The 22,003-nt window shown below is 62.7% G+C and carries 22 protein-coding genes; 2 read left to right on the forward strand and 20 right to left on the reverse strand.

Annotated features, from left to right (window positions below; genetic code table 11):
- Positions 1 to 14 precede the first annotated feature (14 nt).
- The 11 genes from F464_RS0104685 to F464_RS0104735 all read right to left on the reverse strand — a co-directional run bounded on the left by F464_RS0104685 (position 15) and on the right by F464_RS0104735 (position 9,255).
- Positions 15 to 1,124, reverse strand: a complete 1,110-nt coding sequence (locus tag F464_RS0104685) for a DUF6094 domain-containing protein (RefSeq protein WP_018988627.1) — start codon at positions 1,122 to 1,124, stop codon at positions 15 to 17.
- Positions 1,125 to 1,191: 67 nt separating this feature from the next.
- Positions 1,192 to 1,848, reverse strand: coding sequence for a hypothetical protein (locus tag F464_RS0104690; RefSeq protein WP_018988628.1), 657 nt, complete (start codon positions 1,846 to 1,848; stop codon positions 1,192 to 1,194).
- Between the two features lie 143 nt (positions 1,849 to 1,991).
- Entirely contained in the window at positions 1,992 to 2,819 is an 828-nt protein-coding gene (locus F464_RS0104695; RefSeq protein WP_026295748.1) for a DUF932 domain-containing protein, read from the reverse strand.
- A gap of 196 nt (positions 2,820 to 3,015) precedes the next feature.
- Positions 3,016 to 3,624, reverse strand: coding sequence for a DUF3275 family protein (locus F464_RS0104700; RefSeq protein WP_018988630.1), 609 nt, complete (start codon positions 3,622 to 3,624; stop codon positions 3,016 to 3,018).
- Positions 3,625 to 3,734: 110 nt separating this feature from the next.
- Positions 3,735 to 4,286: an STY4534 family ICE replication protein gene (locus F464_RS0104705; protein ID WP_018988631.1), complete on the reverse strand. Its 552-nt coding sequence runs from the start codon at positions 4,284 to 4,286 to the stop codon at positions 3,735 to 3,737.
- Between the two features lie 884 nt (positions 4,287 to 5,170).
- Entirely contained in the window at positions 5,171 to 5,953 is a 783-nt protein-coding gene (locus tag F464_RS0104710; RefSeq protein ID WP_018988632.1) for a DUF6602 domain-containing protein, read from the reverse strand.
- Positions 5,954 to 5,962: 9 nt separating this feature from the next.
- Positions 5,963 to 6,868 (reverse strand): CBASS oligonucleotide cyclase, encoded by a 906-nt coding sequence (locus F464_RS0104715; RefSeq protein WP_018988633.1) that lies wholly within the window; start codon positions 6,866 to 6,868, stop codon positions 5,963 to 5,965.
- Positions 6,868 to 7,368, reverse strand: a complete 501-nt coding sequence (locus F464_RS0104720; protein WP_018988634.1) for a hypothetical protein — start codon at positions 7,366 to 7,368, stop codon at positions 6,868 to 6,870. The genes F464_RS0104715 and F464_RS0104720 overlap by 1 nt, the downstream gene beginning before the upstream one ends.
- Entirely contained in the window at positions 7,365 to 7,841 is a 477-nt protein-coding gene (locus tag F464_RS0104725; protein WP_026295750.1) for a hypothetical protein, read from the reverse strand. The genes F464_RS0104720 and F464_RS0104725 overlap by 4 nt, the downstream gene beginning before the upstream one ends.
- Positions 7,838 to 8,773, reverse strand: a complete 936-nt coding sequence (locus F464_RS0104730; protein WP_232428832.1) for an AAA family ATPase — start codon at positions 8,771 to 8,773, stop codon at positions 7,838 to 7,840. The genes F464_RS0104725 and F464_RS0104730 overlap by 4 nt, the downstream gene beginning before the upstream one ends.
- Positions 8,774 to 8,937: 164 nt before the next feature.
- On the reverse strand, positions 8,938 to 9,255 hold the full coding sequence (locus tag F464_RS0104735; RefSeq protein ID WP_018988637.1) for a hypothetical protein: 318 nt from the start codon (positions 9,253 to 9,255) through the stop codon (positions 8,938 to 8,940).
- A gap of 285 nt (positions 9,256 to 9,540) precedes the next feature.
- Here F464_RS0104735 and F464_RS0104740 point away from each other — a divergent pair, with 285 nt between their 5' ends.
- Positions 9,541 to 10,473, forward strand: a complete 933-nt coding sequence (locus tag F464_RS0104740; RefSeq protein WP_018988638.1) for a WYL domain-containing protein — start codon at positions 9,541 to 9,543, stop codon at positions 10,471 to 10,473.
- A 55-nt stretch (positions 10,474 to 10,528) separates the two neighbouring features.
- Entirely contained in the window at positions 10,529 to 12,520 is a 1,992-nt protein-coding gene (locus tag F464_RS0104745) for a DUF2779 domain-containing protein (RefSeq protein ID WP_018988639.1), read from the forward strand.
- Positions 12,521 to 13,317: 797 nt separating this feature from the next.
- On the opposite strand, the gene F464_RS0104750 is transcribed toward F464_RS0104745, so the two are convergent.
- From F464_RS0104750 to F464_RS0104790, 9 genes are all read right to left on the reverse strand, one after another.
- Positions 13,318 to 13,683, reverse strand: coding sequence for a DUF3085 domain-containing protein (locus F464_RS0104750; RefSeq protein WP_018988640.1), 366 nt, complete (start codon positions 13,681 to 13,683; stop codon positions 13,318 to 13,320).
- 65 nt (positions 13,684 to 13,748) lie between these two features.
- A complete protein-coding gene (locus F464_RS0104755; protein WP_018988641.1) occupies positions 13,749 to 14,546 on the reverse strand; it encodes a hypothetical protein in 798 nt (265 codons plus the stop codon).
- A 286-nt stretch (positions 14,547 to 14,832) separates the two neighbouring features.
- Positions 14,833 to 15,549, reverse strand: coding sequence for a DUF5983 family protein (locus F464_RS0104760; protein ID WP_018988642.1), 717 nt, complete (start codon positions 15,547 to 15,549; stop codon positions 14,833 to 14,835).
- A 168-nt stretch (positions 15,550 to 15,717) separates the two neighbouring features.
- Entirely contained in the window at positions 15,718 to 16,110 is a 393-nt protein-coding gene (locus F464_RS0104765) for a hypothetical protein (RefSeq protein WP_018988643.1), read from the reverse strand.
- An 840-nt stretch (positions 16,111 to 16,950) separates the two neighbouring features.
- Positions 16,951 to 18,966 carry a DNA topoisomerase III gene (locus tag F464_RS0104770; RefSeq protein WP_018988644.1) on the reverse strand — a complete coding sequence of 672 codons (2,016 nt, stop codon included), beginning with the start codon at positions 18,964 to 18,966 and terminating at the stop codon, positions 16,951 to 16,953.
- 182 nt (positions 18,967 to 19,148) lie between these two features.
- Positions 19,149 to 19,532 (reverse strand): single-stranded DNA-binding protein, encoded by a 384-nt coding sequence (locus F464_RS0104775; protein WP_018988645.1) that lies wholly within the window; start codon positions 19,530 to 19,532, stop codon positions 19,149 to 19,151.
- The gene (locus F464_RS0104780; RefSeq protein ID WP_018988646.1) at positions 19,529 to 20,077 is read right to left on the reverse strand and encodes a DUF3158 family protein; all 549 of its coding nucleotides are present in this window, start codon (positions 20,075 to 20,077) and stop codon (positions 19,529 to 19,531) included. Before F464_RS0104780 ends, F464_RS0104775 begins: the two co-directional genes overlap by 4 nt.
- A complete protein-coding gene (locus F464_RS0104785) occupies positions 20,074 to 20,841 on the reverse strand; it encodes a PFL_4669 family integrating conjugative element protein (RefSeq protein ID WP_018988647.1) in 768 nt (255 codons plus the stop codon). Before F464_RS0104785 ends, F464_RS0104780 begins: the two co-directional genes overlap by 4 nt.
- A 199-nt stretch (positions 20,842 to 21,040) precedes the next feature.
- A complete protein-coding gene (locus tag F464_RS0104790) occupies positions 21,041 to 21,793 on the reverse strand; it encodes an OST-HTH/LOTUS domain-containing protein (RefSeq protein ID WP_026295751.1) in 753 nt (250 codons plus the stop codon).
- Positions 21,794 to 22,003: the final 210 nt, after the last annotated feature.

Here is a 22,003-nt window from a genome sequence, read left to right on the forward strand (position 1 = left end):
TCAGGGAACAATGATCAGCGGATGGTGAGCACCTCGCCCCGAGTCGGGGAACCTGGTGTCATGTCCCAGGCGCGGATGACCGGCACGAACTTGTCGGTGAGGATGCGCGTCTCGGCCACGGAGCCGTCGTCGCGTTCGGTGTATTCCGTCTGGAGCGTCTTCTCCTTGTGGGTATCACCTTTGACGACGAGCACGCGCCCGGCCCTGGACCGCACCACACCGCAAATCGCGCCCGCAGCCAAGGCCAGTGCGAGATGCCAGTGCGACAAGGCCCGCGCCGGTGGCCGCAGCGACTGCTGCGCGGCGCCCAGGTGCGTATCGAGCGCCGGCCAGAGCCCTTGCAGCCGATCGACTTCATCGGCGAACTGCTCGGGCTCCATCGTCACGCGATAGAAGTGCTCCGGCTCGACCGGGCTGGCTGGAACCACGTAAGGCAGGAACTGCCATTCGAGAGGAAGCTCTTCGGCTTCGGTGTCACCCTGCCCGATCTGCAGCAGCAGACCGCGAACAGCCTTGACCGAATCCGATGCCTGGTCGCGCTGGCGAACTCGGCGGCCGAAGATCACCACCTGCTTGAACTGCGTCTCCACCGCACGGTAGATACGCAGATCGGCGAAGTGGCGCGTCAGCCATCCGATCAGCTCGGCGTCGAGCACATAGGACGGCACGATGAAGACCAGCACGCCGCCGTATTGCAGCAGCGGCAGCGTGCGCTGGTAGAACAGTTTCTCCAGCCTCGCACGCCCCTGGCCCTGGTAGCCGATGTTCCCGTTGGCATCCTTGCTCAGGTCGCCATAGGGTGGGTTGAGCCACAGGAGGCCGAAGGACTGGCGTGAGACCAGCGTGTCCATCAGGTCGCCGTGGATACAACGATCAACCAGTTGTCGGGCATGACGTGCCCGCTCGGCGTCGTACTCGACGGCGAACGCCTGCACCTGCTCGCGCCCGAGGGCGTGGGCGGCTTCGGCGATCGCCACGCCTTCGCCGGCGCAGGGATCGAGGATGCACATCGGCCCATCTGCGGGCGCCAGTGCGGCGAGCGCTCTTTCGAGCGTGGGTTCATCCGTGGGGAAGTACCCGTTCTTGACGAAATTGCGGGCGAGCCGCGGGAACATGAGTGCCATGGGAAACTCCCGAACATGTCGATGGAAGGAAGCTGACATGCGAGCGCGCATGTCCGGTGCGGAGACCTCAAGCCACCGCCTCGAGCGGCAGGGCGGAGGCGATCGGGTGCCCGGAGGCGTCAGTGCTGAGCACGTTGCTGCGGATCAGGCCGCCCAGCGCCTGGGTCAGCGCCGGAACGTCGATGGCGAGCCGATGGCCTTCCAATGGCCCGAGGGCGAACGGAAGGCGGGTCAGCATAGATCGCGCCTGCAGCAGCTCCAGCACGATGTCGCGCCAGTGATCGAGCAGCGGCAGCGGGCAGGTGTCCCGCACCAGCGACCACAGCCGGTCGAACCGGTGAGCGGACTCGCGCGGCAGAAGCGCCAGCGCGCTGGCGTTGGCCTTGTCGGGCCGGATGCAGCGGCGGTCGAACAGCCACACGTTGCTCAATGAGCCGAACAGGGTGCGGCGATAGGCACGGGTGACGCGCTTTTCCAGGTTCTCGACGTTGCCGACGAAGACCGGAAGCGAGCCACCTTGCTCAGTGACGATGTGGAACTGGTCCAGCCCCTGCTCGTCGCGCCCGAGGGTCAGGCGAGCCAGGAACTCCTGGACGGCGGTGTCGCGCGCCCAGATGGACAGAAAGACCAGGTTGCCGTGTTCGTCGCCGACACAGCCATCGGCCATGAGGTCGGGGCATTCGTCGATGCGATACAGCGTCTTGGATGATGCAGGTGCGGGCATGGTGATGTCCTTTCGAAGAAGGCTGGGGCCACACCGACCCCCAGGGGCGAGTACGGCCCCTTGGGGGATGGAAGAACGCTCCGGTCGGAGCGGTATGTGAGAACCGCGAACCCAGCCGGGGATGGGTAGGGCCCGCGTGGAGATCAGGCCTTCAACTGCCGCAGGCCTTCTGCCAGCATCCACAGCGCCCGGTTGAGCCGGACGTTCTGGTCAATGCCTTGCACCGGTCGCGTCCGTTGATGCCGGCCCTGGGCCGTCCGGCTGGAGAGGCCGCCTTTGACGAGGTTTTCCTGCACCCGGTTGAACACCGACCACAGGTCCGAGCGCTTGTCGTCGAAACGGCGGGGCGCCAGCACCTGGCTCTCGGTGATCGGCAGCGCCTTGTTCTGGCTGTCGTACTTGAGCGTCAGGGCCGAGCGCGCGAAAACCTCCGCCTCGCCGTCTTCGAGCGCGATGGCACGCATGACATCGCGGGAGTCCTGCACCTGCGCGAAGCCCTGCAGGACCTCATAGGCGCCTTCGATCACCTGTTCGGTGACGTTGCCCTTGTGGGGCACGCGAACATCGCCGAACGTATCGCCGCAGACCAAGCCGTTCTGGCAGACGAAGCGGAACATGCCGGCCAGCATCTGGTAGCTGCTGGTGCCGTCGTGCGAGTTCAGCAAGATGACCTCGTTCGCCTCGGCGCCGTTGATCTGGCTCGCATGGCGAAGGCGGAGCATATGCTTGGTGTAGTCGCGGCGGTCCTCCTGGCGCACGCGGGTCTGGCACACCATGAACGGCTCGAACCCTTCTCGGCGCAGCTCCGCCAGGACGGCAGCGGTTGGTATGTAGCTGTACCGCTCGGAACGGCTTTCGTGCGGGGACTCTGCAAAGATCGAGGGTGCGACCGCATGGATCTGGTCGTCTGACAATGGATGGTCCGCACGCAGCGTCGGGGAATGTGGTGCGAAACGAGAAGCGAGTTGCATGGCTATCTCCTTGAGGATGGAAGCAATCGGCCTCGACCGGCTTGGAGCCAGGCGTGCGCGAGTGCGTGGGACAAAAAGGGCCCTGCGATGCAGGGCCTGGACGGGGACAGGTAGGGAAGAAGAAAAAAGCCGGAGCCCCTCCCCGTCGGAGAAGAGCCCCGGCGGGTAGTGGAACGTCGCGGGTGCGACGGACGGATCAGGCCTGGGCGCGGTGCCAGTCCTGGGACAGCGGTGCGAACTCGTAGCCGAGCGCTCCGAGGCGGTCCCGCTGCTGACGCAAGACACGGCGATCCACGGTGGCATCGAGCTTGACGCTGTCGCCCAAGGGCCAGAGCGCGCCGAACAGCGCCTCATCCTCGTCGACCGACGTCTCGGGGGACTGGGCAGCCGATTCGCTGCCGAACGGTGTCGTATCGACCAAGGGATCGCGCGGGTTGCGAGACTTTCCTTTGGCCGGCGCCTTGGGGGCGACCGGCACGGGCTCCTGCGCTTCCTCATCGATCGGATCGACTTCCTGCGGACTCAGCCTGCGGGCTTCGTCGCGGCTCAGGGCATCGATGTTGGACAGGGTCATTCCGCCCAGGTGGGCGCGAATCTCGATAACCATGCGGCCATTGGCGTTGTACGTGGAGGGGCGAATCTCGACGATGACGAAATCACCGTCGTACTTGCCCTCGGCGTACTGATCGAGTTCTGCGTTCTTCACGACGAATTCGCCGATGGAAGTCGCCAGGCGGCCGACGTTGAAGTCGCCGTTCCTGCCGTGAATGGTCTTGATGGCCAGTTGGCCGGGGATGGCGATCATGAAGGTCTCCTGCTGATGAGCGAGCGATCACCCGCCACCGACAGGGAGGTTTCGGTGCCGGGTGATCGCGGAAGGAAAGACAAGGCTCCGGAGGGCTGGAGCCTCGTGGATCAGAACGACTCGGCAACAGCCAATGCGGAGGCATCGGCAGCGGCTTCGTCGTCAGCCACAGCGGCGGGCCCGGAAGGCTCCGGTGCTGCGGACTGCGGCTCGGCGGGCGTGGAAGTCGCGGGGACTTCCGCGTCGCGCTCGTCGCCATCAGTCGGCTTCGGCTCGGCCTTGTAGACGAGCTTGCCATCGACCTTGATCCAACTGACGAACAGCAGGCGGGCCTTGAGGCTCACACCCTGCTCGCCGGCACGCTTCCCCTTGGAGTAGGTAAAGGTGTCGGTCCACAGGTCGCCCAGACGGAATCCGATCATCACTTTCTTCTCCGCCTCGACGGCATCGATGCAGCGACGAACCAGGTGCTGCGCTTCCGAACCCGATACGCGCGTGTCGAAACGCACATACGAGACGTCATCGCTGGGACCGTTCAGGGCCGCAATGTCGCAGGCCAGGAAGGCATCACCTTTCTTGGGCTTCACTTCGCGGATGCGATTGAGATACCCGAGGCCGATGATGTGCAGATCGAAGTAGGACTTTTCGGTGGAAGTGGTCATGGTGAATCTCCTGAACGACAAAGAGGCGGAGACACACCCGACCCGGGCGGGGAAGGTGTGGAACCCCCGCGTGGGTTGATGGAGCCGCTTGGTGGCATCACCATCGGCAGCGCCGGTGGACGTTCGCGCGTGGATGCCGGTGCGAACCGGGGTGATCAACGCGGTCGGAACCGCGCCGTAGCCTTGAGGATCATGGCTACCTGGGCATGCTGCTGACGGAAGTCAGCGGAACATGGTGGGAAGCGTGGAGGTCGGACGGCACGCGCGCGAGCAGATATCGGTATTCGCCAATGCCCGCATTGGTGGGGATTCGGTGACGAAGCGCCAGTGACGCGTAAGGCGGCGACTCGTTGATTTTTCAATCTTGCACGGTCTGGATCCGGCTAGAAGCTGATCTTCGTGCCGCTTCGGGCTGAAAGGCAGTTGACAAAGTACAGCAGTCGTTCGAGACGACTGACCACCGACAAATCGTCGGCCTGACCTGCCGCTCACCGGGTAGTGGTCCTGCAGCAGTTCAGGACTGAAAGCGGTCGTAGCCCGACGCCCGTTAGCATTTGCCTTCTAGGGGCTTTCCTGGCCGACTGACTGGCGGGTGTCTGCCCGAAACCGGACGTCGGAAGTCTCCGACCAAACGAACGGCCCGTTACGGGTGTGCTATGTAGAACGCGACCAAGGCTGTGTGAAAACGCGTTGCCGCATCAATTTTGAAATCATTCGCCTTCTGCAAACGCAATAAACGATTTTCGGGCAAGGGATTGGTCGGAGCCCCCCGAAATTCGGCAAATTTCGTGTTTTCACGCAGCCGCGACTCAAAGCTGACAGATCCGCCCAAGACAAGAGGATGTTCGATTTAGCACCTCACGCGATACGATCGGATTGCATCACTATGGCCGGATGATTCGGCTGTAGGCGGCCCAGTCGATAGCTGGGACGCTGCCAAGCGACTGCAGGCGCGACAGGAGGCGGAACAAGAAGAACATCAGTGCGCCCTGCTCGGTTGCCACCACTAAGTCTCCATCATGAAAGTCAAAGCATCCATGCTCCAGAGCGCAGCCGCAGTCGAGCTTAGACAGATCTTCGGTACCCAGATTTCGGCGAAACGCTTCGCCCAGCCCATCTACCCAGCTTGCTTGAGGCGCCAGCAGTCCTGCCAGGATGCGGAACGGCTCCTTGGGCTTGTAAAAGCCTCCAGCGTGCGCGATAGCGACAGAAGTTCGGCGCATGCGCCGAACTGATGCGGCCTTGCCCTGTGCGTACTCGATGTAGTCCTTGTTGATGGTCGGCTTGCACTCGAACATTGCGTAGACCGCCTCGGCGGGGATGTACCGGTGGTTTTTCTGGTCCAGCAAGGTTGGCGTGAAGTGCCGGTCGAACACCAGCACGTCGATTTGGTCGCTCCGGTTACCTTGGCTGTCGATGACGATGCCAGTGGCCACGTCGTATCGGTTGGGCAGGTAGGCGCGGAATACCTCCAGCCAGTGGTCCTCGTTCACTGACCCCATGGTCCCCGCGTGACTGATGGACTGCGAGGCCAAAGCCATCTGGCCACGCAGGTTCATTTGCACCTTCGCGAAGGCATCGCGCAACCAAGAAACGTCGTTCTCCGGCGCCTGAAGGGCAGTACTCTGAGCGGGTTCGATTGCGGCAGCCGCAGAAAGTTGAGTCATGTTCTAGCCTCAGGACAAGGGAAACTTGGGCCCGAAAAGCAGGCGCCAGGCCTTCAGCGCCTCTCCGTTCTGGCCCTTTCTGGCCAGGTGTATGGCGTTCGACGCCTCGCGGCTCGCCGCCTGCAGGAGTTCCTTGGCTCGCGCTTTACGTTGTCCGTCCATGCTTTCGCTGATCGGCGAGCCTAAACCAGCCGGGTCCGGCCACTCGTCTTGCACTCGGTCGGCAAGCGCCGCAAAGAAGGCCTGAAGTTCATAATCGAACCGGCCCTGCCAGCCACCATGCAGGCACTGCAGCGCCATGACCTCGATGAGAAATGAAGGCTTCACTGGCTTGTCGGCGCCGTGCTTCGCGTTGTTGTTCCAGTACTTGACCATGCGCACTAGGCCCTTCCACTCGTTTGAATAAGCCTGGTGAGCATCCCGTGCCTCCTGCGCGTGGATGTTCGGGTTGGTCTTCATCCATTTCCCGGTGTCGCTGTTGGGGATTTCGTAGTTATCGCCGTCGACGAAGGCAGGCACCACGTCGACGCTAACCACGCGATAGTCGGTGTTGTCCTCGGCATCGACGACCACGCCAAAGTCGACGTTCACCGACCGCCCTTGCTTTCGCACAGCGCTCTTGCCGTACTTGTCCACCAAGGCGTTGTAGAAGTCGTCCAAGACCACGCTGGGAACCTTGTCTCGGTACTTCTTGCGCTCTGACTCAGCCAGTACAAAGAAAATGTCGATGTCTTTCAGCGGCTTGGTCTTAGTGTAGCGAGCATAGGATCCGGTCAAGAAATCGCGGTCAATCGAGAACCGAGACCGGATGTGCTCGCGTACCTCGGTATGCCGCTTGCTGGCGTTCTGCCGCTCGCGATCATTGAGCTCGAGGCGGCTCTTGAACTTTCTGAAGGCTTCGTCCTGAGTCAGCATCAACGGGTCCTCCAATACGCGGCGCTAGCGCCTAGGCCACTGTGTTCAATGGTCGAGCCCAGGCTCTGACGAACCAAGCTGTCAGTGGCCCTGAACGAGCCGGCGCACCACCCCGCGACGTCAGGCCGGCCAGGCTTGTTTTTGAGCAGGATGTCGTAGCTGGCAGTTGCCGGCGCCACACCTGCCTTACTGATGTGATACCGGAGCTGATCCGTGTCGGTGTAAAAGGCACCATCGTTGCTGGACCACTGATAGACGATGTCGATGTCCCAGCGCAGCACCAAGGCGCTCGTCACCGGGTTGTAGACTTCCAACACCACCTTCTCAAGATGCTCGCTGGCCAGCCAAGTCGCGATTGCGCGGTGCGTGCTTTCCCATCCGTTGGTGAGCTTGGTGGGGTCCATGCCGCTCAAGCGGATGATGTCCTTCAAGCTCTTGAGCACGTTGTCGGCAACGTAGGTGACGGAGTGCGTGTAGGAGTAGGCCGATACACTGGTCATGACTTCATGAACCCTTCCATATCGAGGATCAGCGAGTTGCTGGCCGCCTGCGCCGGCTTCTCCACCTCGATGCCGGTATCCTTGTCGCGGGCAACGATGCGGCTGCTGTGCTTTTTGAGTGCCGCCTGTACCCATGCCAGGTCTTCTTCTACGACCGGTAGCGACACCTGCCAGTCGCCCTTGAGGGCATCGAAACCAAGCTTGGACTCGTTGCTGTTGGAATCATCAAGCGCATCGTCGTCGTAACAGCAGTAGATGCGCGTACGCGGCCCACCGCATGTCACCACGATGGGGCTATCGCGCGGCCCCTGGTCGGCGATAACGCTGCACGCGACACCCGCCACGGACATCAATTCCGTGCGCTTGGCTGCGGCGTCGCCACCAGCGGTCAGCATTTCAACAATTGCCGCCCAAGTCGCTGAAGCATCCCGGTGCGGGATGCTGCGAAAATCTCGCCGGACCACGGTTGTCATTGGCGCTCTCCTTCTGCAGCTCTCCGACTGCCCTGTGTATTGCGGATCGCCGCTTCAAGGTCAGCCAACGCAAGCCTGTTGGGATCCATTGCCGTCTCCTTGCGCATTGCCATCGCGTTAACGACCAACTTGCGCAAGGTCCGGCCGTCCAAGCCCGCCGCCGCCTGTGCTACGCGCTCGAGGTCACGGCTTTCGGCGAGCTTGGCGATTGCAGGGAACGTCTCGCCTACCGTAGCTAGGCATTGCCGAAGAATTTGGCGGGCAGCCTCTGGGCCAGGTGGCGGCACCTCAATGACGAGGTCGCAACGGGAAGTGAAGGCACCGTCGATGGCTTGGGGGAAGTTACTCGTCGCCAGGAACAGCAATTGCGGGTGTGATGAAGCCAGCGCATCAAGCTGGACCAGCACGGCGTCGGTTGCGCGGTGAATGTCTATGGGGTTGGCCTCAAGGCTCATGCGGGAGCGGTCGGAGGCAAGTGTCTCGACTTCGTCGAGCAATACGATGGTGGGGCCGTTGGCGGCCTGCTCGGCGATCGACTGCGAGAACAACTCACCGACGGCACGTTGGGTCTTGCCCATCGCGGAACTGGTCAGCGCGTGCGGGTCGACCTCCACGAGGCGGAACTTGGCTCCCTTCATCAAGGACGCGACCTTGCTCGCCAAGCCCTTGGCCAAGGACGTCTTGCCGGTGCCCGGAGGACCGACGAGCAAGATGACGCCGTGCATCGGCAGCGCAGTGCGGTCAACCTTTGGCCTGAGCGTGTAATTCAGTACCGCCTGGGAAAGCAAGCGATCCTTGATGCCATCTTCCAGGATGATGCTGTCCCACAGCGCCCCCAGGTCAGGGGCGGGCAGCGCGCGGACCGAGTTGATTCCGCGCGGCAGATCTTGAGACTGCACCAGGTGCAATGAAGGTGGATTTGTGGGATTCACTCAGGATGCTCCTTGCCCCTTAGGGCTTGTGGCGGTTGAAAAGAGACTGGTTTGTTGGCATCAGCGAGATGTTCTCGGCCTAAGCATTGGACTTGCGCCGATGCAGCGCGACTTGGTAGCTCAAGGTAGAGATTCATCCCGCCGCGCATACACATGAGCCTTGTCTAGTGACGCAGCACCCGCTCGTACGCCAGGCCAGTTTGGAGCGCGACAGCTCCGACCAGACCAAGCGCCGCGGCGAAGACAAAGCCAAGAACGCTCTCCGGCACCCACCATGTCGGAATGGCGGGTAGCACATCGGCGAGGGTAACGACCGTACCTGCCCCCTTGGAAACGCGTCGTGCGGTGGCAGCAACAGAGACTGCCGCGTACCCCACCATGCCGGCCATGAATAGGACTCCTGCGCTGTTCAGCAGCGCGCGGCCAAGTTCAAGTAAACGGCGGGGCCTACCAAGGAAGTAGTCGATGATGCGTTCAAACATGGCCGGCCTACTTCTTCTCGCGGCGGACGCCCTTGAAAGGCGTCTTCTCCGAAGTCTTCACATCCATGAACTGCCCGGTTGCCGCGTCTCGCTTTACGTAGTGGCCAGAGGGAGTCTGGGTCTGGCTGCGTTGCCTGACTGCACCAACGCAGTGTCCGTCACCCACAGGATTGTTTCTTGCCATGATTACTCCAACGATTATGTGTGATCACATTAACAGATCATTTTGATTAGAACAAGAGATTGCTGCGAGCACTTTATCTGTACGTGCGTTATCATTAAAGAATGACTGAAACGCGCCCCCAGCAAGCTCTGCAAGTGCTCGAACGCCTACCCAGGATTCAGCGCGAACGTCTCTCGCACATCGACTTCAGGCTCTATTTCCTGGGCGAGTTGCGCAGGGCGGACGTGGTCGAGCGATTCGGAACCGGGCCGGCCGGAGCCACAAGAGATATCGCCCAGTACCGGGAAATCGCCCCGGACAACCTGTACTTGGACAATGCGACGAAGGTTTATCGGCTGAGCCCGAAATTCACGCCGCTGTTTGACCATGCGCCGCTGCAAGTGTTGATGGCGCTTTCCCGTGGTTTTGGCGAGGGAATTGGCGACCAACTAGCGCAGCCGATGGTTCGGTGTGAGTTCCCCAACGTCCTGAGCCTTCCGAAGATGGAAGTGCTTGCGCCAATCTCCCGGGCGATTCATCGAGGAAAGTCGGTTCGGCTTGCATACACATCGATAGAGAGCGGAAGAAGCGAGCGGGAGATAGTGCCTTTGGCCTTGGTAGACAACGGTGTTCGCTGGCATGTCCGCGCTTTCGACCGCAAACGCAAGCGGTTCAGCGACTTTGTCCTTACCCGAATGGAGGCGCCGACTGTTCTCGAGGACAGCCCCGTTCTCAAGGAAGAAACGGCAGAGTCCGATGTGCAGTGGAGTCGCATCATCGAACTAGAAATGGTGACGCACCCTAACTACCCACGGCCGGAGGCAGTACGAATGGACTACGAGATGCCCGATGGCGTCCTTCGTGTGAAGGTCCGTGCGGCCAATGCTGGATACCTACTCCGTCGCTGGTCAGTCGACTGCTCGCCCGACCACAGATTGAAGGGGCTTGAATATGCGCTTTGGCTGAGAGATCCACTCGCGCTCTACGGTTCCACGAACGCCCAGCTGGCACCGGGATATGTCGCCCCCCGAAGTACCAAGCAATCTCCCGCATGAATGCTGGTCTGTGCATGCAATTGGCGATTTAGCTGGCGGTGTGTAGCATAGCGGTATGGCCATCGCACCCCGCTACCTCACCAAATCTCGGTTCAAGCTGGCAGCTGAATGTCCGACGAAGCTGTACTTCGTCGGCAAGTCTGAGTATCTAGACCGCTCAGCTGGCGACAGCTTCCTCGCTGCACTTGCGGAAGGCGGGTACCAAGTAGGTGAGCTGGCGTGTTTGATGCATCCCGAAGGGGTTCGTGTCGACGACCTCAACCACCAGAGCGCGCTCGAACAGACAGCGGATCTACTCAAGCAAGACAACGTCACCATCTTCGAAGCAGCCCTCGCAGTCGATAGACTGTTCATTCGGGTCGATATCCTCAAGAAGGTTGGCAATGACGTCGAGATCATCGAGGTCAAGGCGAAGTCGTACAACGCCAAGGCGGATGGAGACTTCCGAGGGGCGAAGGGACAACTGAGGAAGGAGTTTTTGCCTTACCTCAGGGACGTCGCGTTCCAGCGCTACGTCGCGTCGCACGCGCTGCCAGGTTGCAGGGTTCGGGCGTTTCTGATGTTGGTCGACAAGGAGCAATACGCGTCTGTCGACGGGCTAAATCAGAGATTCAAGGCGCGCAGGGCCGGCGGACGCCTTCGTATTGATGTGGCACCGGGAACCGATGCCAATACACTTGGCACATCTTTGCTGGCTAAGGTTGCAGTCGACGGTCAAGTGGATGAGATTCTGCATGGGGGCCTTGGCGTGGGCCACGGTCAGGTTCTGCCGTTTCCCGAAGCGGTCAAGAACCTAGCGCAGGCCTACGCAAATGACATACGCATTACCCCGACCCCCTCCACAGAGTGCGGTAGCTGCCAGTTCAAAGCGGACAAATGGCCCGCCAACGGAGAACCCAAGAGCGGCTTCCACGAGTGCTGGGCCAGTGCATTCAACTGGGGCCCGGACGACTTCTCCAAGGGGACGGTTCTGGACCTCTGGTACTTCACTGGCAAGGCAAAGCTCATCGCCCATGGTGTTCTCAAGCCGAGCCAGGTGACCATAGAAGACCTGGGGTTCGACGGCCAAGCACCAGGAGTGACCGGGATGAGCCGGAAGCATCGGCAGTGGTACATCTGCAAGCCAGACTGGCCTGGTGGCGGAGAGTTCTTCTTCGACAAGGAAGGCTTCCGGGCGGCGCAGCGGAAGTGGTCCTTCCCGCTGCACTGCATTGACTTCGAAACCAGTGCGGTCGCGATTCCATTCGTGAAGGGACGCAGACCTTACGAGACCACTGCGTTTCAGTTCTCCCACCATGTCATCGACGAAACCGGGAAAGTCTCTCATCGGACGCAATGGATAAGCGCCGAGCCCGGCGTCGACCCCAACTTCGACTTCGTCCGCGCCCTCAGGAATGCACTAGTCAATGACAACGGTACGATCTTCCGGTGGGCAGCGCATGAGAACTCGGTCCTCAACCAGCTTCGTGCTCAGTTGCTTTCATTGAATGAGCCCCCCCCTGACCGCGACGGGCTAGTCTCCTTCATCGAGAGCATCACGACCCGAGCGGGTGATGGCAAGGAGAAGGTGGCTGGTCCGAGGAACATGGTCGACCTTTGCGAGCTGGCTGAGAAGTTCTACTTCCACCCGTCTACGAAAGGAAGCACATCACTGAAGAAGGTACTGCCGGCGCTGATGTGCAGCTCCGACTTCCTGCGTGACCGCTACGGCAAGCCAACATACGGCGGAACGGGGGTCAGCTTGAACTTTGAGCAGCCGATTGCCTGGTGGCAGATGCACGATGGAACTGTGGTTGACCCCTACTTGCTTCTTCCGCCCATCTTTGAGGATGTATCGCAGCAGGAAATCGAGGCGGTCGAGGCAGGCCTGTCAGAGGATTTGCGAGAAGGCGGAGCTGCCATGGCCGCCTACGGTCGCCTGCAGTTCGAGGACCTCCCTACCAAACAACGGGAGGCTATCTGTGCCGCACTGCTGCGGTACTGCGAACTCGACACGCTCGCTATGGTAATGGCTGTACAGGCGTGGACCGAATGGATGCAGGAGTAAATCTGAGCAGCCGATCGGCTCAGAGTGCGGCCGCAAACAACATTTTAATTTGAGTGAACGCAAATCGGCGAGCGGACCAGATGCGAATTGTCATGACCCACTGTGCCCACGTGCAATGGAATGCTTGGCGACAGCGATTGCCGCCCCCCAGCACGGCGGCAGTCGCGTCGCTCTCTTAATCCTTCTGGTCGCGCCGTGCGTCAAGGTCGGCATTCGACCAACGATGAAGTGCACTCAAAGGCCCAGAGCGGTTCGACACACTTTTTCGGTGAGTCGGCTTTCAGACTCCCGATACCGGCTTTTGGCCGTAGGGAGTCAATCAACGGCCGGTCTCGACTGGATACCAGCCGGTCAGTTCGCGGGCGAATCGGACCAGATAACAGGGCCGATCAAGTGCGGGGCAACGTCCGGTTTCAGTCTCGAATGCAGTACGACCACAGCCCAGTCAGCGGCAGTTCAGGCCGATTTGTTCGCGTTGGTTATCGCGCTGATTCCCGAGTAGAGCTGCCCCTCGAGTGGCTGGTCTATCGACATATCGAGCGGCAGCAGTTGGTCGCATCTCGCCCGAGGGTTTACAGAGGCTGGGTGCCCACTGCAAGTACCGAGGAAGATCGGGAGGCGGTCATTCAACCTCTGGCCAGCCTGTCGCTGACGTCAGTTGCCTCCAAGCAGTTGCGTCTTAGGATGCCGGCAGGGGCGGCCAGGACGGGGCTGGAGACGAGCGTGTGCGCGCGGCGAGGGCCGCGGAGGCAGGAAATGAGACGCCCCCAGGAGCGGGGGCTGGGAATGTGGGACGGTCAGTTACCGTTCGGCGTTGGGGCCACAGCCTGCAACGACAGGTGTGTCGCGGTGGCGGACACTTCGAGGTCGTTCGCGCTGTGCAGGATGAGCGCAAAGACACCGTCGCGCGCATCAAAGAACTCGCCGAAGTCGTCACCACCAAACTCGGCGCGCACCAGATCCCACCAGTCATCGAATGCATCGACATCCGGATTGCAGCCGCCAGCGTAGGCGATGAGCTTCTGGCGCCCATCGGGCCTGCGCTCGCCGCGCTCGGCCAGGAAATACACGCCCCGATCCTTGACCAGGACGACGCGACATTGGTTCACCACCGCTTCGAGTAGCACCGGCCGCAGCTCGGTGCCTTTGAATCGAACAGACATGGATGTGATCTCCGGGGAAGGGAATGAAGGGCCTTCCGTCGAGAGGACGGAAGGCCGCATGGCGGTCAGTGCTGGGCAGACTTGTGGCCGGACAGGCATTGCACGCGGATGCGCCGCCAGTTCCCGTCGTCGATCAACCGTTCCAGCGTTTCGCCGAGCGCATCGAAGAACACGTCGCCGACCCGCTCGACGAGTTCGCCGTCGCGGTGCAGCTCCACCGCGTACAGGTCGAGCCCGCGCTCGTACAGGACAGTGACGCGTCCCTGGAACTTCGCCGTGGCCACCGTGAAGCCAATGGCCGGCGGCGTCGCGATGATGTCGCCGGGCAACGGATCAACCCAGGCGAAATCCCGTGCGCCGGCATCCACCAGCAGGTGGCTGATGCGCCGGTAGCCGTCGGGCGCGAGCAACTGCTCCATCTGCTGGATCAGCTCCTGCAACTCGGGGCAACGGGGCTCGGGGATCGGTAGCTTCGCCGGCGCGGAGCCGAGCACGAGCGTCTTCACCGTGTAGGGCTGGCCGTCGGCAGTGAATGCGGTTTCTTCCTCGGGTGTGTCGGCGCGTAGGCCGTCGAAGCGGCGTCGGGCGTACGGTTCTACCTGTACCTTGGCGCCCTCGTCGGGCACCTCGGTCACGAGCGCTCGGTCGAGCACTGCGAACTCGGCCCGCCCCGTCTTGACGACAATGGCCTCGTCGGTCCTGGCGATGACTTTGCCCTCGAAGGGCTTGGGGTCAATGTGAAAGCCCAGCGTCGAAACCTTGGGCTGGCCGTCGAAGATGTTGAACTTGAACGTGCGGACGTTGGAAGGCACATGGCCGCGAACGAGCGTCGGCATCTGCACGCGAATGGCTTGGGTATCCATGGGAGACTCCTTGTGGCAACCAAGGGACTCCCGCCCACAAGGGAGGTATGTCCCTTGAGGGTGAGGTGGATAGACGCGACAAGCGTCCGGTGAGAAGAACGACCAGAACGGTGAACCGCACCGCAGTCTCGAAGGTCCCGACTGCCTGGGCACGCTGCCGGCGACACCGGCGAACATGCGGGAAGCGTGCGGCAGGCGTGGGCACCCGTCGTCCGGAAATCGGCAAAGCGCCGCCACCGCGTTCCATGAAAAGGAAGAGCCCCACATGGGGGCTCGAAAGGGGCGGCTACTCGTCTGCGTACAAAGGCAATCCGTCCAGCACGTTTGCATCCGCATCGAACACCAGCATGCGAACGTCGGCGAGCGCAGCCAGGTGCAGTACCTCCACGAGGGACTCCGGCATGCCCTTGACCCGGTGCTCTTGCCGCAACTGCTCGGCAGTGATGCCCTCGGCAAGCTGCAGGTTCTCATCTGTCCAGGGAGTGGCGATCAGCTTCACGCCGATCGCGGGGCTATACGGGATGCGGAAGGCGACGAACAGAAAGCCGCTCGGCGTGGCGATGTCCGCCAGTTCGGCAAGGAAACGACCAGCCTCGGCGGTGAGATGGGCTCTACTGATTTCCCAGCACCGGCTGTAGAAGCCGGTCTTGAAGCTCAGTCGACGCACGACTTCCCGCGCGGCTTCCCCCGAGTAGGTGTCTCCGACGTGGGCTGGCTGGCCGAAGTCGTCGCCGCTGACGGCGTAGACCACGGTGCGCACCACGCCCTCGGTCTGGCATTCGGCCTCCAGGACCTCGGGAATGTGCTGGCCTTCGGTAATCAACGCAAAATCGTCACAGAAGATGCAGGGGAAAAGTGCGATCAGCTCGTCGGGCAGATGCACCTGGCTGGGATGCAGCGGTCGCCAGACCGGCGGGCAGTCGTCCTCGTAGGTGATACACAACGAGCGGTCGATGCGCAGGTTCTGGTAGCCACGGCGGAAAGGATTGGAATCTGGGGACATGGGAATTTTCTCCATCAGAGGATGGACGAGGCCAGTCCCCTACCGGGGATTGAACCCCAGCGGGTGGATGAAGAGAAGTTGAAGACAAGGAGGGACAAGGCCCCGAACGGCGGCGCATGGCCCTCAATGGGTGGGGAGAAGAACCGGTGACGAACAAGCGAATCGGGGTCACCAACCGCTGTAGTTCAGCGTCAGATCGGCAATGACCTTGCGGCGCTCCAGATCGAGGCCCCCCAGATCGGAAAGCCCCTCGAATCCGCAACGCTTGAGCATCGCACCGCCTTCCCGGGCGTTGTAGAAGCTCACCATCGCGGACAGGAACATGCGCTGGCCGCCACTCAGGACATCCAGGGCGTCGTTAAGCAACAGCACCTTGGGGCGCAGATCCCACTTGCTGGTCGCACGCTGCAGACCCTCGGGCGTGCCGTCGCCGAACCATTCGGCTCCGGCGATTTCCGCACCGCGCTTCCACGCTTCGAAGAAAGCCTGCGGGGCATTGGCGAAATGGCGCTCTTCCGCAGCGATCTGATCAAGTACGTCCTGGGGCAAAGACTGGCTCATGAAATGTCTCCTGGTGAGTGGAAGTCAGGGATGGATGCGTTGCTGCCAGCTACCTGTTGCCAGGGCGTGGTGGGAGCGGATACCCGAAGGGTTGAACACGTAAAGCACCGGCGTCGTGAAGACGCTCGTCCGCGGTGGGCGATGCGAGGCGGACTGGTTCGATCCACGCGGCGAACCGCGTTGCAGCCTTGAAGACCGGAGCTGCCAGGGCATGGTGCTGACGACTGTCAGCAGCGCATGGCAGCAGGATTGACGCCACGCTTCACGGGCGTCTCGAGGGAATGCGCATCGCACCCGGTACGCATTGAGTTGCCGCTTTGAGCCGGCGCGATACCGATCGGGATCAGGCAAAAGACACACATAGACAAATCGGGCCGAAGGCCCTTGAGCCTTCAGCCGAAGAAGAGAAAACCACCTGTGGGCTGCGGCAGTCCCGGCCGTCGTCAAAGCCGCTCGCTGCGTCAGCAATCGCACCCGACCCGTGTCGTGGCTGGGGTCGACATCCTTTGGCACACATCCGCGCACAAAGGGAGCCCGTTGTTCCGCCGGCGGGCACCGGCACCGAATACCGTCGACCCGAGGGGTCTCCTGATGGCTCGCCGCGGCAGAGGTCGGCCAAGCGTCAGGAGACCTCTCGTCATCGACGGAAGCATCTCGATCAATGGGGTCGCGGCAAACGCGACTCACGGAGGAGCGGCCTTCTCATCTCGCCGATCCATCGCAGGGCCGCGAGAAGCGCACACCGTTGCAGAAGGAGGCGTGTGCTGGGGAGTCCCGCGGGGTGCGGGATGCTGGCCCCGCCGTCGGGAACGGCCGGCGTGGCGAAGGGATTCGTCGGCATCAGGACGCCTTGGGGGAAGTACGCTGCTTGCGCGGCGCACTGCGCTTGCCTGTCGAGGTATCGACCGGCAGCGTTCCCTTGCAGTCCGGGTAGCGGCCGCATGACCAGAAAGCGCCGCTCTTGCCGGTGCGCTGGCGCATCGGCGCGCCGCACTGCGGGCAGGATGGCGATGGCGCCAGCTTGATGGCGAGCGTTGTGCCGCGGTACTGCTGCACGAGTTGGGCTACCCAGGCGGATTGCTTGGCGATGAAGGTGTCCAGTGTCATCTGGCCCGCCTCGATCATGTCCAGCGCCTGTTCCCAAACCGCCGTCGTGCCCGGATCGGCGATGGCCGCCGGCACGGTGTCGATTAGTGTGAAGGCTGCATCCGAGGCGCGGACGGCGCGGCCCTTCTTCAGCAGATAGCCGCGGCCGAGCAGGCCGCTGATGATGTTGGCGCGCGTCGCCTCGGTGCCGATGCCCGTCGTGTCCTTGAGTGTCTGCTTCAGGCGCAGGTCGGCGACGAGTTTCGCGACGCCCTTCATGGCTTTGACCAGCTCGCCCTGCGTGTAGGGCTTGGGCGGCAGGGTCTTGAGCGCCTTCAGATCGACATGGCCGACCTGGCAGGACAATCCGGCTTGCAGTGCCGGCAGCACCTGGCTGCGTTGGGCGTCATCGCCATCCGCGTCGCTTTCCTCCGGCGGCGCCAGCGCCTGGCGCCAGCCGGCCACGGCGATCTGCTTGCCCACGGCCAGCAGCGGCTGCCCGCCGCAAGCGAGCTGTGCCACCGTCCGATCGACCTCGTGGTGTGGCAGGAACTGCGCCAGGTAATGCGCGCGGATCACCCGGTAGACGGCCAGCTCCTTGTCGTTCATCGCGGACAGGTTGGCGGGCTCCAGCGTCGGGATGATGCCGTGGTGCGCCGTGACCTTGCCGTCGTTCCAGGCGCGTGAGCGCTGGGCCGGGTCGAGGCGATTGATCAACGGACGCAGGCCGGGATCGGTCTTGACGAGGCTGTCGAGAACGGTCGGCACCTCGGCCAACATGCTCTCGGGCAGATAGCCGGAATCCGAGCGTGGATAGGTCGTCGCCTTGTGCGTCTCGTACAGCGCCTGGGCGATGTCCAGCGTCTCCTGCACGTCCAGGCCCAACTGCTTGGAACACACCTCCTGCAGCGTGCCCAGGTCTAACGGCAGCGGCGGACCTTCGCGTACGCGCTCGGTCTCGACCGACACCACCTGGGCGCTGCCGGGGGCGTGCATGCGTTCCGCGGCCAGCTGAGCGACCGACTGTTGCAGGCAGCGGCCGGAATCGTCGGTACAGCCTTGCGGTGGCGTCCAGCTTGCCGTGAAGGACTGCCCCTCATTGGACAGCGCCACCTCGATGGCCCAGAACGGCACCGAGACGAATCGCGCGATCTCGCGGTCGCGATCCACCACCAGCTTCAGTGTCGGCGTCTGCACCCGGCCCACCGAGAGCACGCCGGTGTAGCCGGCCTGCCGTCCGAGCAGCGTGAACAGCCGGCTCAGGTTCATGCCGATCAGCCAGTCGGCGCGCGAGCGGGCCAGGGCCGAGTAGTACAGCGGCAGCGTCTCGGCTGACGGCTTCAGCGCACCCAATGCCTTACGGATCGACGCATCGTTGAGCGCCGACAGCCACAGGCGCTGAATCGCCCCGCGGTAGCCGCACAGCTCGATGATCTCGCGGGCGATCATCTCGCCCTCGCGGTCAGCATCGGTGGCGATCACCAAGTCTGTGGCCTGACCGACGAGTTGCTTGACGATCTTGAATTGCGCGGCGGTCGCAGCCTTGGGCTCGACGCGCCAGCGCTCGGGAATGATGGGCAGTTGCTCGATGGTCCAGCGCTTGTACTGCTCGCCGTAACCCTCGGGCGGAACCGCTTCGACAAGATGACCGATGCACCATGTCACGACAGTACCCGCGCCGCTGTAGCAGCCGGAACCACGCTGGCTAGCACCCAGCACACGGGCGATGTCCTTGCCTTGCGAAGGCTTCTCGCACAGGAACACGCGCATGAAGCCTCCTCGGGATGTGCTGTTCATCGGATGAGCAGCAGCATGTCCTGATCAAGCGCGGCGGTCCGCAGGGAAGCGGAACCGTCCTGGCACCGATTTGTTGACTGGTGCTATCCCCTGGGGATAGATCGTTGGCGCATGGAGGGCGTCTGATGGCTGCTACAGCCGCCCTCGATGGTCGGCTACTCGCCCCCGCTCGGCTTGGCGCTGAGCGTCACCGCCTCGATGCGGTATGGGAGGATGCCGACGCGCCGGGCCTCGATCTTGAAGGTGACGCGCTCGTTCTCGTCGGCATCCTCCCATTCGTCGCGCACGGTCCGGCCGTCGACCAGTACGCGCATGCCCTTCTGGTACAGCGACTGCCAGTGGTCAGTGTCACGGTGCCACAGCTCTACCGGCGCCCAGAAGCCTCCGCGGTCCTCGTACTCGCCGTCCTTCTTCGGCACCGGATTGTCGAAATAGACGTTCAGGCGCAACAGCCTGCGTGGTTCGTCGTTGCCGTTGGGGAATTCACGGTACTCCGGCGCAGAACCGATATTGCCCTCGCCGACGAAATGTGTGCTCATGGTGACTCCTTGGGGGTGGTGGAAATGGACACGACATGCCTATGGACACGCCGCTGGTAAGCCGCCTCGGCCTGGGCCATCTTGCTGGCGCATTCCTGCGCATGGCGGGCAATGCTGTGGGTCAGGCTGATCTGCATGTTCAGGACGATGCGTTGCAGCTCCATCGCATACAGGTCGTCGATCAGCGAAGCCGGCGTCGCGGGGCGATCGAGTAGCGATTCCCACAAGGCCACGCCCATGGCTGAGCGTTCGAGGTTGCGCCAGCGCAGAAAGGTCGTCCCTGCGCTAGTCGTCTGCTGGGCCAGTTGCACCTCGAGCAGGCTGAACGGATAGGCCCGCGCCTGGGGCAACACCTGCCGCTGCGCCAGGGCGATCAACCCGTCGCGCAGCGCCCTGCACTGGCTGGCCCAGGCCTCCAGACTCCCCTTACCTTTAAAAGGCTGTAAAAGGCCTTTTAGGTAGCCTGCGTGTTCCAACCGCTGGAAGTCCGCCTGTCCCAGCGGGATGAAGCGTGCTGGACGGCCGGAAGAAGACACAGTTGTCATGCTTTGGCGCCCCCGTCGTCTTGCGCCGCGGCGTCGGCGGTTCCATCGGCGAGGACTGCCTCCGATGCGTCAGCGTCCGGTACCTCGGGCCGGTTCCCCCGCGCGAGGGGTGGCGCAAAGCGCGAGCGGCGCGTGCCTTCGAGCACGTCCTGCGGCAGCTCGCCGAACTTCTCCTGCGCCGCCCGCGCCGCGGCGTTCTTCGCAGCGAAGTCGTCGCGCGTCGTGCCGGAGTAGCGGTACTGCTGGGCGAGGGAAAACAGGCTGCGCAGCGCATGCGCGCCGTCGTTGAGCCAGCGCTCCAGCGTGCTGCGGTCGATCAGCGCCGTGTGGTGCGCGAGGATCAGCTTGCGCGCCAGATCGTCGTAGTCGGCCAGCAGGTACACCGCCATGAAGCCGAGCTGTGCGTTCACGAACAGCGGCAGCTTGACCGGCTGCACGTTCATGTTTTCGCCCAGAGACAGCGCGGGCGGCACGTCGGACAGGGCCTGGTCCACCTGTTCGCGCAAGGTCTGCAGGCGGGTCTTGGTGTCGGCCAGCTTGTCCTCGATGCGCAGCATCCACCAGTCCGAGTAGGGATCGTCCTGCTCAGCGCCGCGCTTCATCTTGTTCATCACGCTGAGGTAGCCGTTGAGGCCGATGATGCCGGGGCGCCCCTCTGCCGGCGCGCGGCCATGCCAAATCCGAGAGGCATGATGCGTGTGCAGCGTCAGCGACATCGCGCTGCGCAGCGATCCGAGGTTGAGCTGCAGGGGTTCGTTGGCCATGGAAGCGACTCGCGGTGAAGGAACGAGTCGCCAGCATCGGGATGGGCCGGAAGGCCGTCAGTCAACAAACCGCAGCCAGTGTCGGCCCGGTTTGCCTGATGCGGAAGGCCGCCTGTGCCGGCTATCCCCTGGGGATAGCGCTGCGGAAAGCAAAGCAAGGCATGAGTGCTGGCACAGCATCATGCAATGCCGTGCAAGGCTACATCTCTCGTGCCCTGAACCAGGCGGCACGCCGACCATCTACGTCGCGGTAGCGAAGCTCGAAGAGCCGGCACTCATGCACCACCTGGCGCCAACTGCTGCATCCGTATTTGGCGGGCAGTTGCTCGGGATGCCGTTCGGAGATCCACCGTCCGGCCGCGGCGACGGGCGTCCATCCCTCCACCGCCAGTTCCCCGGCCGCCTCGCGCAATGCGCGAACGATGCCGGCCGCCGGCCAATCCACCGTGCCGTCCGGTGCAATGCCGTTGACCACCAGGTCGTGAAACACATCCGACTGGACGAACTCCGCCGCCAGGCGGCGCGCCTGATCCATGTGCTCGGCCCAGCCACGCAGTTGCTCGAAATGCTGGTCGATGCGGGTGTAGGCGGTGGTCAGCGCATCGTGCGCGGCATGGCACCCCTCGATTGTCCAGAGGTCGTGCTGGTCGATGAAGTGGTGTACCAGGGCATTGCGCAGGGACACCAGATCCTTGAGGTCGGCCTGCGTCCTGACGTAATCCTCCGCAGACAGGCTCAGTTGCACCCGCGTGCGAAATGAAATCACGTCGGCGGGCAGGTCCGGGGCATTCTCGCTGACGTCGCCGCCCTCCGTGACGACATACGATCCGAACATTTGGCCCACCAGCGTACCCAGGGTCTTGGTCGCCGTGTCCTCGATGCGCGCCGCACGAACAGCCTCCAGTGAATGCGCGGGCCCCGAAATGTCGTGATGGGCCACGATGGCCTTCATCAGGCGTTCGTATTGCTGAAGGCGCAACAGGCAGCGGCCCAGCAAGCGCTGAACTTCTCGCTGCTGTGCCTGAGGTTCGTCATCGCTCACAGAGTGGTGGAATCCGTGGGGCAGCAATCCTGAGCCCGGACCATGCGGGTCGGAAGCCATCGAAGGTATTGCTTCAGAGATCAGGTTCACTTGTGCCATCAAGCGGCAGTTTCGCCCATG

Source organism: Aromatoleum toluclasticum ATCC 700605 (assembly GCF_000378245.1).
Lineage (GTDB): Bacteria > Pseudomonadota > Gammaproteobacteria > Burkholderiales > Rhodocyclaceae > Aromatoleum > Aromatoleum toluclasticum.